The organism is Streptomyces sp. A18, from assembly GCF_059026065.1.
In genome coordinates this window covers 1-10767 of record NZ_JBWLKL010000022.1, presented here as the reverse complement: position 1 = coordinate 10767, position 10767 = coordinate 1, and the positions used below count along the sequence as shown (strand labels likewise).

The window sequence follows — 10767 nt, the reverse complement described above, 5'->3', positions numbered from 1 at the left end:
TCCACGTTCAGCCTTGCTCCACGTTCAGCCTTGCTCCACGTTCAGCCTTGCTCCACGTTCAGCCTTGCTCCACGTTCTGCCTTGTTCTGCCCGGACGGCACGACCGCGCCGCCCGGTCCCCCTGGCCGCGCACCCCGCGGCCACGCAGAAGGAGTCCGTGTTGAGAAGCACCTCTCACAGACCTGCCTCCCACAGACGCGCCACCGCCGCGGGCGCCCTGACCGCCGTCGCCGCACTCATCGCGGTGGCCGTCCAGACGGGTCCGGCATCGGCCGACGACCCCGCGATATCACCGGCCAAGACCCGGGCCGCAGCCGAGATAGGCAAGGCCGACCCCGGCTCCCTGCCCGTGAAGCTCACCCCCGCCCAGCGTGCGGCGCTCCTCAAGGACGCCAACGCCACGAAGGCGGACACGGCCAAGGACCTGGGGCTCGGCTCCAAGGAGAAGCTCGTCGTCCGTGACGTCACCAAGGACGGCGACGGCACGACGCACACCCGCTACGAACGCACCTACGACGGCATGCCCGTACTCGGCGGCGACCTGGTCGTCGACGAGGCGAAGTCCGGGAAGACCGAGGGCGTCACCAAGGCCGCGAAGGCCGAGCTCAAGGGCGTCGACACCAGCGCCGACGTGAAGGCCGCCACCGCCGAGAAGCAGGCGCTCGGCGCGGCGAAGGCCGAGGGGTCGAAGAAGACCGACGCGGACCGCGGGCCCCGCAAGGTCGTCTGGATGGCCGAGGGCGAGCCGACTCTCGCGTACGAGACGGTGGTCGGCGGGCTTCAGCACGACGGCACCCCGAACGAGCTGCACGTCATCACGGACGCGGCCACCGGCAAGAAGCTCTTCCAGTGGCAGGGCATCGAGAACGGCACGGGCAACACCCAGTACAGCGGTCAAGTCACCCTGGGGTCCGCCCAGTCGGGGTCGAACTACACCCTGACCGACACCGGTCGCGGCAACCACAAGACGTACAACCTCAACCGCGGCACGTCCGGCACCGGCACACTCTTCTCGGGCCCGGACGACGTCTGGGGCAACGGACACGCCTCCAACCTGGAGACCGCGGGCGCGGACGCCCACTACGGGGCCGCGCTGACCTGGGACTACTACAAGAACGTGCACGGCCGTTCCGGTATCCGGGGTGACGGCGTCGGCGCGTACTCACGGGTCCACTACGGCAACAATTACGTCAACGCGTTCTGGTCCGACAGCTGCTTCTGCATGACGTACGGCGACGGCGCGGGCAACGCCAAGCCGCTGACGTCCATCGACGTGGCGGCCCACGAGATGACGCACGGCGTCACCGCGGCGACCGGCAACATGACGTACAGCGGTGAGTCCGGTGGCCTGAACGAGGCCACGTCCGACATCTTCGCGGCGGCCGTGGAGTTCCACGCGAACAACGCGCAGGACAAGGGCGACTACTACGTCGGCGAGAAGATCGACATCAACGGCGACGGCACGCCGCTGCGCTACATGGACAAGCCCTCCAAGGACGGTGCGTCCAAGGACTCCTGGTACTCGGGCATCGGCAACATCGACGTCCACTACTCGTCGGGCGTCGCCAACCACTTCTACTACCTCCTGAGCGAGGGCAGCGGCGCAAAGGTGATCAACGGCGTCTCGTACGACTCGCCCACCTCTGATGGCCTTCCTGTGACCGGAATTGGTCGTGACAAGGCGTCCCTCATCTGGTTCAAGGCGCTGACGACGAAGTTCACCACGACCACCAACTACGCCGCGGCCCGCGCCGGGACGCTCGAGGTGGCCGGTGAGCTCTACGGCACCACGAGCACCGAGTACAAGGCGGTGGCCCACGCGTGGGCCGGCGTCAACGTCGGCTCGCGGCCCGGCGACGGCAGCGGAGGCACGGACTTCGAGAACACCACCGACGTGGCCATCCCGGACCGCGGCGCGGCCGTCACCTCGTCGGTCAACGTCACCGGCCGCACGGGCAACGCGCCCGCCGCACTGAAGGTCGGCGTCGACATCGTCCACACCTGGCGCGGTGACCTGGTCGTCGACCTGGTGGCCCCGGACGGTTCGACGTACCGCCTGAAGAACTCGAGCGCGAACGACTCGGCGGACAACATCAAGGAGACCTACACGGTCGACGCCTCGTCCGAGGTGGCCAACGGCACCTGGAAGTTGAAGGTGCAGGACGTGGCCGCGCAGGACGTCGGCCGCATCAACAGCTGGAAGCTGACGTTCCCGTAGGCCCTGACGGGGTCTGAAGGCACATGCAGACTGCGCCGCTCCGGGTGGACCGACTCCCCGGAGCGGCGCACCCATGCGTACGGGATGCCGCGTAACTCGCCGTTCGCATTGCGTACATGGACCATCGCTCAACGGACGATTTCTGGCCAACCTGCGTCCAGGGACCTGACATGAACCTGGCCCAACTGGCACTCTTCCCACGCACAGTCACAGCACTCGCACCTGCACACCCGCACCGCATCTTTCAGCCCGGACAGCCCCCACGCCGTCCGGGCCCCCCACAGAAGGAGCATGCGTGACCCCCCACATATCCCGGAAGCGCACAACGCTGGCCATAGCCACCGCCGTTGCCGCCGGAGCCCTGCTCACCGCCGGTCTGACCACCGGAGCCTCCGCGCAGCCCGACCGGGCGGCGGCCACGCCTTCCGGCGCACCCGTCTCGCTCTCCTCCACGGCGCGCGCGGACCTGCTGCAGGACGCGAACGCGGAGAAGGCCGCCACCGCCGAGAAGATCGGCCTCGGCGAGAAGGAGAAGCTGGTCGTACGCGACGTCGTCAAGGACCGTGACGGCACCACGCACACCCGCTACGAGCGCACCTACGACGGCCTGCCCGTCCTCGGCGGCGACCTGGTCGTGCACACCGCGAAGAGCGGCTCGGTCAAGAGCGTGACCAAGGCGGCCAAGGCCACCATCAAGGTGGCGTCGACCTCCGCGAAGGTCGCGAAGAAGTCGGCCGCCGCTTCGGCCGAGTCGACCGCGTCCAAGTCCGGTGACACCAAGAAGGCCGACGCGCAGACTCCCCGCAAGGTCGTCTGGGCCGCGTCCGGCAAGCCGGTCCTCGCCCACGAGACCGTCGTCACCGGCGTCCAGAAGGACGGCACGCCCAGCAAACTGCACGTCATCACCGACGCGGCCACGGGCAAGAAGCTCTTCCAGTACCAGGCCATCGAGAACGGCGCGGGCCACAGCCAGTACAGCGGCGACGTCGAGGTGGGCTCCAAGAAGGGATCGAGCGGCTTCGAGCTGACCGACGACTCGCGCGGCGGCCACTCGACGTACGACCTGGCCCACGGCCAGAGCGGCGAGGGCAAGCTCGTCACGGACGACGACGACACGTGGGGCACCGGAAAGCCGGAGGACGCCCAGACCGCCGCCGTCGACGCCGCCTACGGCGCCCAGTTGACCTGGGACTACTACAAGGCCGTGCACGGCCGCGAGGGCATCAAGGGCGACGGCAAGGGCGCCACGTCGCGCGTCCACTACGGCAACGCGTACGTCAACGCGTTCTGGGACGACAGCTGCTTCTGCATGACGTACGGCGACGGCGAGGGCGACAAGAAGCCGCTCACGTCGATGGACGTCGCGGCGCACGAAATGACGCACGGCGTCACGGCAGCGACCGCCAACATGGAGTACAGCGGCGAGTCCGGCGGCCTGAACGAGGCGACCTCCGACATCTTCGCGGCGGCGGTCGAGTTCAACGCCAAGAACGCCGAGGACGTCCCCGACTACATGGTCGGCGAGAAGATCGACATCAACGGCGACGGTACGCCGCTGCGCTACATGGACAAGCCCTCCAAGGACGGCAACTCCCTGGACAACTGGAGCGAGGACGCGGGCAACGTAGACGTCCACTACTCCTCGGGCATCGCCAACCACTTCTTCTATCTGCTGTCCGAGGGCAGCGGCGCGAAGGAGATCAACGGCGTCAAGTACGACTCCCCGACCGCCGACGGCTCCAAGGTCGAGGGCATCGGCCGCGACAAGGCCGAGAAGATCTGGTTCAAGGCCCTGACGTCGTACTTCACGACGACGACGGACTACAAGGCGGCCCGCGAGGGCACGCTGAAGGCGGCGACGGACCTGTACGGCGCGGACTCCGCGGAGGCCAAGGGTGTAGCCGCGGCCTGGACCGGCGTCAACGTCAAGTAAGGCGTCTGGCCGCTGACCTCGAGCACCGCTGGTCACCGGCTGCGCCGAGGTGGTCCTCAAACGCCGGCCGGGCTGGTTCTCAGCCCGGCCGGCGTTCTTTTGAGGCCGCCCTACCGCATCAGCACCCCCGCCCCCTCCCCCGAGCCTTCCTCCGGCGCCGCCACAAGCCCCAGCTCCGCCCCGCTTCCCAGCAAGTGGTGGGACGGCAGGACTCGGACCGTGTAGCCGAAGGGGCCCGCTCGGTCGAGGGTCAGGGGGCCCTCGTAGAGGCGGCTGCCCTCCGGGTCGGGGGCGCCCACCGGCTTCAGCGGGACCGATACCGCCTCCGCGATGTGGTCCTCCGGGTCCACCCTGCCCGCGATCGCCTGCACCTCCACGTCGTCCGGCGTCAGCTCCCCGAGGCGCACCCGGACCCGCAGCCCCAGCGTCGCCCCCAGTTCGGCCGTCGCGCCGAAGGCGGTCGCCTCGACGTGGTCGACGGCCACCCGTGGCCACGCCCGCCGCACCCGCGCCTTCCAGTCGGCAAGGTCGCCCGCGACCCCGGCGTCCAGCGCACGATGGGCCCGCGCGGCGGGGACGTACAGCTGTTCCACGTAGTCACGGACCATCCGGCCCGCGAGCACCTTTGGGCCGAGGCGCGTCAGTGTCCGGCGGACCATCTCGATCCAGCGGTCGGGAAGACCGCCGGGCCCCCGCTCATAGAAGCGGGGCGTGATCCGGCGCTCCAGCAAGTCGTAGAGCGCCGCCGCTTCCAGTTCGTCCCGGCGGTCGTCGGACGTCGCCGATCCGTCCGCCGTGGGAATGGCCCAGCCGAAGTCGGGCTCGTACCACTCGTCCCACCAGCCGTCGAGGACCGACAGGTTGAGGCAGCCGTTCAGTGCGGCCTTCATCCCGCTCGTGCCGCACGCCTCCAGCGGGCGGAGGGGATTGTTCAGCCAGACGTCGCACCCCGGATACAGCTTCTGCGCCATCGCCATGCCGTAGTCCGGCAGGAACACGACGCGGTGGCGCACCCGCGGATCATCCGTGAAGCGCACCAGCTCCTGGATGAGGCGCTTGCCGCCGTCATCCGCCGGGTGCGCCTTCCCTGCCACGACGATCTGGATCGGCCGCTCCTCGTGCGTGAGGAGGTCCATCAGGCGGTCCCTGTCGCGCAGCATCAGCGTCAGGCGTTTGTAGGAGGGGACGCGGCGCGCGAATCCGATGGTCAGGACGTCGGGGTCCAGTACGTCGTCGATCCAGCCCAGCTCCGCGCTCGCCGCGCCCCGCCCGCGCCACGAGGCGTGCAGCCGCCGCCTGACCTCCGTCACCAGCTGCCCGCGCAGCTCACGCCGCAGCTCCCAGATATCGGCGTCCTGGATCTCGGCGACCGCGTCCCACCGCTCCGAGCCGCCCACCGACAGCGCCTCCTCCGTCCGCTGGGCGCCGATCTGCCGGGCACCGAGCCGGAACACCTCGGGGGCCACCCAGGTCGGGGCGTGCACGCCGTTCGTGACGGAGGAGATCGGGATCTCTTCGGGGTCGAAGCCCGGCCACAGGCCCGCGAACATCTCGCGGCTCACCTTGCCGTGCAGGGTGGAGACGCCGTTCGCGCACCGCCCGAGCCTGAGGCCCATCACGGCCATGTTGAAGAGATTGGGCTCACCGCCCGGATACGTCTCCATGCCGAGCCGCAGGATGTGCTGGACGTCGATGCGGGGCAACTCGGCGTCCGGTCCGAAGTGCCGGGCGACCAGCTCGCGGTCGAAGCGGTCGATCCCGGCGGGGACGGGGGTGTGGGTGGTGAAGACCGTCCCGGCCCTGACGCTTTCCAGCGAGGCGTCGAACTCCCCTCCCCGCGCGGCGAGTTCATGGATGCGCTCCAAGCCGAGGAAACCCGCGTGGCCTTCGTTCGTGTGGAAGACCTCGGGCTCGGGGTGCCCGCTCAGTCGGCAGTACGTCCTGATGGCGCGCACCCCGCCGATGCCGAGCAGCATCTCCTGGAGCAACCGGTGCTCGCTGCCGCCGCCGTAGAGCCGGTCGGTCACCTCGCGGGCGCCGGCGTCGTTCTCCTCGACGTCCGAGTCGAGCATGAGCAGCGGTACGCGACCGACGCTCGCCTGCCAGACGTGGGCGCGCAGCGCACGCCCGCCGGGCAGCGCGATCGCCACCAGGCTCGGGGTGCCGTCCGCCTCGCGCAGCAGGGAGAGGGGCAGCTCGTTCGGGTCGAGCACGGGGTAGGTCTCCTGCTGCCAGCCGTCGCGGGACAGGGACTGGTGGAAGTAGCCGTGCCGGTAGAGCAGCCCGACCCCGATGAGCGGAAGCCCGAGGTCGCTCGCCGCCTTCAGGTGGTCGCCCGCGAGGATGCCGAGCCCGCCCGAGTACTGCGGAAGGGCGGCGGTGATGCCGAACTCGGGCGAGAAGTAGGCCACGGCACGCGGCAGTTCACCGCCCCGCTCGGCGGACTGCTGCTGGTACCAGCGGGCCCCGGTGACGTACTCCCGAAGACCGTCCGAGACCTCGGCGAGGCGGCGCAGGAAGGGCTCGTCCCCGGCGAGCTGCGCGAGCCGCGCGGGCGGCACACTGCCGAGCAGCCGCACGGGATCGCACTCCGCGGCCGCCCACCGCTCGGGGTCGACGGCCTTGAACAGTTCACGGGTCCCGGTGTGCCAGGACCAGCGCAGGTTGCGCGCCAGCTCCGAGAGCGGGGCGAGGGGTTCAGGAAGGGCGGGTCGTACGGTGAATCGACGGATGGCCTTCATCAAGTTGCACCTCTGACAGGGTGTCTGACGGGGCGTATGACGGGGGCGTTCGTACCGTGCGGATCGACGGGCGGACGGAGGACCGACGATCGGACCGATGTGCGCAGGAGATCCGCGTCGCCGACGTGTCGCATCGACGTTAGCGGTGCGCCGCCCCCGTCACCACGGCGCACAGGGAGCACGTTCCAGGGGCCGGGGTAACGTGACCTGACGGGACGGAAGTTGACAGGGGCACAGAAGCACAGCGGTGCGGGGGGGGACGGGGCGGCGGAGCGCAAAGGCGTGCGCGTGCTCGACAGCGGCACCCTTGCCGTGCGCCGCACCGTCGCGGCCGCCAAGCAGCCCGATGTCACCCCGGTCGTCGGCGAGAAGGGCGTCCTGGTCATCGCGAGCACCGACAAGACGGCCCAGCTCCCCGACCGCCTGACCGCGTACGACTGGAAGTCCGGCAAGGAGCTGTGGGACCTCCCGGCCCGCGGCACGCCCAGCGCCCTCGGCCTCTCCGGCGACCGGCTCCTGTCCGTGGGCTCCTACGAGATCCGCACGGTCCCCCTCGACGGTGACGCGGAGAACATCACCCAGCGGACGGTCCCCACGACCGACACGAAGGCGATCGACGGCCTGACGGACACCCTGACGACGCCGCTCTACCTGGGTGGTTCGGTGTTCGCGGAGTCCGTCGAAGGCCGCCTCGTCTCCGGTCGCGCGCTGTGACGCCGCTGACGCCCCTGAGGCCGCTGACGCCCTAAGGCGTCTTCGCAGGAGTCGTCGCCGCCACGATGGCCGCCGTGTCCCAGTAGAACGGCCGCACCTCCGCGATCCGCCCGCCCCGCACAGTGATCGTCTGCAGTACGGGGAAGGCGAGTTCACGCCCCGTGGCGCGGGCCCGCGCGCGGACCTGGGTGTGGACGACCACGGTCTCGCCCGTGACCAGGAACTCCTGCTCGCCGATCTCGAAGGACTCCCACACATCGGCCATGGTGCGGAAGAAGCGCGTCATGCCGTCGTGGCCGCGCCAGGTTCCGCCGTACGGGAGAGCTTCGGCCTGGTGCATCACGACATCCGGGGCGAAATAGGGGGCGAGCATCTCGAACGTGGCCCTGCCGGGGCCGCCGGCCGCGAGGTAGCGGGACTCCGCCTCGTACATGCTGGTCAGGACGGACAGCGGGTCCGGAGCGGGCGCTTCGTGCTTCATGGTCATGTCGAAAGGGTGACCTCGGCGCCGCCGCCTGGCTGGCGGAAATCGGACGTCGACGTACCGGCGGTCACCCCGTGGCCCCGCCCCGGTCACAGGCATCCTGAATCCGTCCGGAAATCGGCGCAACCCTCACAGCACCCCCACGGGCGATATGGCCGATTCCCCCCTGCCCTGTGGTCTTGTAGGGCCTCATGCCGCACGAGACGCTGCCAAGTGGCGCTCGTGGAGGAAACGGGGGATCCGGTACGCACCGGTCCAATTCCGCGCTGCGCACATCAAGTTGGGGAGGGAATCCAGCGTATGACTCTGTCGCGAACGAAGCGTTTGCGGTGGGCGGGAGCCGTTACCGCCGCCACCACGGCGGCGGTGCTTTCGGCCATCACGCTGCCCGCACACGCCGCCCCCGCCGATGCCCCTCTGGGGGAGATACTCGGCGCCGGGGAGCCCGGTTCCATCAGCGGGAGTTACATCGTCACGCTCAAGGGCGGGACCTCGGCCCCGTCGGACGCCGGCAAGGGCGTCGCCGAGAAGTACGGGGCGCAAATAAGCCACACGTACAGCACCGCGCTCAACGGCTATGCGGTGAAGGCGGGTTCGGCCCAGGCCAAGAAGCTCGCCGGTGACTCCAGGGTCGCCACCGTGGTCCAGGACAGCACCGTGTCCCTTGACCACACACAGAAGGACCCGCCCTCCTGGGGGCTCGACCGGATCGACCAGAAGGACCTGCCGCTCGACAAGTCCTACACCTGGCCCGAGTCCTCGGGGCAGGGTGTGACCACGTACGTCATCGACACCGGCATCCGCGCCACGCACGAGGACTTCGGCGGGCGCGCCGGCAGCGGCTGGGACTTCATCGACAACGACGCCACGGCGCAGGACGGCAACGGCCACGGCACGCACGTCTCGGCGACCGTCGCGGGCGAGAGCCACGGCGTCGCCAAGAAGGCGGACGTCGTGGGCGTCCGCGTGCTCGACGACGCGGGGTCGGGGACGACCGCGCAGGTCATCGCCGGCATCGACTGGGTGACGAAGAACGCCAAGAAGCCCGCCGTCGCCAACCTGAGCCTCGGCGGCTCGGCCAACGCCCAGTTGGACGCGGCCGTGCGCAACTCCATAGCGTCCGGCGTCACTTACACGGTCGCGGCGGGGAACGACGGGCTCCCCGCGTTCCTGGCCTCGCCGGCCCGCGTGAAGGAAGCGGTCACGGTCGGCGCGACCGACATCAAGGACGCCAAGGCGAGCTTCTCCAACTGGGGCAGCAGCCTTGATCTGTTCGCGCCGGGCGTCGGCATCACGTCCGCGTGGAACACGAGCGACTCCGCCACGGACACCATCTCGGGTACGTCGATGGCCTCGCCGCACGTGGCGGGCGCGGCGGCGCTGTACCTGGCCGATCACCCGTCGGCCACTCCGGCCCAGGTGAGCAAGGCGCTGACCGACCGGGCGGCGACGGGCAAGGTGACCGGCGCCGGCCTCGGCTCGCCTAACAAGTTGCTTCAGGTCAACAACCCGTAGGGCGCGACAGCTTGTAGGGCATCACGTAGTACGGAACCGGCCCCGCCGCACCACGGCGGGGCCGGTTCTGCGTGTGCGGGCGGACATGGTCTTGCCTCCTGGGGCTACCCGAAGCACCCTCGACAGGAGTCCGGCCTTGTATGCGGCCTTACGCACCAGTAGTTAACAAAGCGCCGGATTGCCCACCCGAAATTGGTGGGAAGGCTCCCCCGTACGCACACGGCTCAGTACGGTCAGTCACGTCTCAGAACCGGCTCAGTACGGCCAGCAAGCGCGGCTCGCAGTCGCAGAACCCCTCCACACCCCCGTATCCGCCCACTTACGTAACGCGGACAGGAGCGGTCATGCCCTCAACTCGCCCGTCGGCGAAGCCCTCGGGAAAGGCCCCCACAAGGGTGCCCAAGCCCTCGGCACCACAGCAGGACCCGCAGTCCCCGTCAGGCCCCCTCCCCCTCACCGGCCGCATACCCGTCCTGGACGTCGCGCCTCTCGTGCACGGCGGCCGACGGCCCGCCAAAGCCGTGGTCGGCGAGACCTTCCAGGTCACCGCCACCGTCTTCCGCGAAGGCCACGAGGCGGTCGCCGCCAACGTCGTCCTGCGCGACCCGGAAGGGCGCCCCGGGCCGTGGACGCCCATGCGCGAGCTGGCCCCTGGCACCGACCGGTGGGGCGCCGACGTCACCCCGGACGCCGAGGGGACGTGGACGTACTCCGTCGAGGCGTGGGGCGATCCCCTCGCCCAGTGGCGGCACCACGCGAACATCAAGATCCCGGCGGGTATCGACACCGAACTCGTCCTGGAGGAAGGCGCCCGCCTCCACGAACGCGCCGCCGCCGACACCCCCGTGAGCAAGGGCCGCCGCGCCACCCTCACCGCCGCCGCCGAAGCACTGCGCGACACGGAACGCCCCGTCGCGGCGCGCCTGGCCGCCGCTCTCACACCGGAGGTGGACGCGGTCATCGCCGAGCACCCGCTGCGTGAACTCGTCACGGAGAGCGCTTCGTTGCCGCTGTTGGTGGAGCGGGAGCGGGCGCTGTTCGGGTCCTGGTACGAGTTCTTCCCGCGCTCGGAGGGTGCGATCGTGCGCGAGGGCGCGCCGCCCAAGTCAGGCACCTTGCGCACCGCCGCCGAGCGGCTGCCCGCCATCGCGGCGATGGGGTT

The 10767-nt window shown here is 70.0% G+C and carries 7 protein-coding genes; 5 read left to right on the top strand and 2 right to left on the bottom strand.

Annotated elements, in window-relative coordinates; genetic code table 11:
- Positions 1-157: 157 nt before the first annotated feature.
- Both AC5P1C_RS28065 and AC5P1C_RS28060 read left to right on the top strand, forming a co-directional pair.
- Positions 158-2218, top strand: a complete 2061-nt coding sequence (locus AC5P1C_RS28065) for a M4 family metallopeptidase (protein ID WP_493868732.1) — start codon at positions 158-160, stop codon at positions 2216-2218.
- Positions 2219-2513: 295 nt separating this feature from the next.
- On the top strand, positions 2514-4151 hold the full coding sequence (locus AC5P1C_RS28060; protein ID WP_493868731.1) for a M4 family metallopeptidase: 1638 nt from the start codon (positions 2514-2516) through the stop codon (positions 4149-4151).
- A gap of 110 nt (positions 4152-4261) precedes the next feature.
- Here the strand turns inward: AC5P1C_RS28060 and glgP are convergent, their stop codons facing one another.
- Positions 4262-6892, bottom strand: a complete 2631-nt coding sequence (gene glgP, locus AC5P1C_RS28055) for an alpha-glucan family phosphorylase (RefSeq protein WP_493868730.1) — start codon at positions 6890-6892, stop codon at positions 4262-4264.
- A 282-nt stretch (positions 6893-7174) separates the two neighbouring features.
- On the opposite strand from glgP, the gene AC5P1C_RS28050 reads away from it, so the two are divergent.
- Positions 7175-7606 (top strand): hypothetical protein, encoded by a 432-nt coding sequence (locus tag AC5P1C_RS28050; RefSeq protein WP_493868729.1) that lies wholly within the window; start codon positions 7175-7177, stop codon positions 7604-7606.
- A 31-nt stretch (positions 7607-7637) separates the two neighbouring features.
- Here AC5P1C_RS28050 and AC5P1C_RS28045 read toward each other — a convergent pair whose 3' ends face one another.
- A complete protein-coding gene (locus tag AC5P1C_RS28045) occupies positions 7638-8093 on the bottom strand; it encodes a nuclear transport factor 2 family protein (RefSeq protein ID WP_493868728.1) in 456 nt (151 codons plus the stop codon).
- Between the two features lie 297 nt (positions 8094-8390).
- Between AC5P1C_RS28045 and AC5P1C_RS28040 the strand changes: the two genes are divergently transcribed.
- Both AC5P1C_RS28040 and AC5P1C_RS28035 read left to right on the top strand, forming a co-directional pair.
- A complete protein-coding gene (locus AC5P1C_RS28040; protein ID WP_493868727.1) occupies positions 8391-9605 on the top strand; it encodes a S8 family peptidase in 1215 nt (404 codons plus the stop codon).
- A gap of 344 nt (positions 9606-9949) precedes the next feature.
- A partial coding sequence (locus AC5P1C_RS28035; protein WP_493868726.1) for a maltotransferase domain-containing protein occupies positions 9950-10767 on the top strand: 818 nt, incomplete at its 3' end.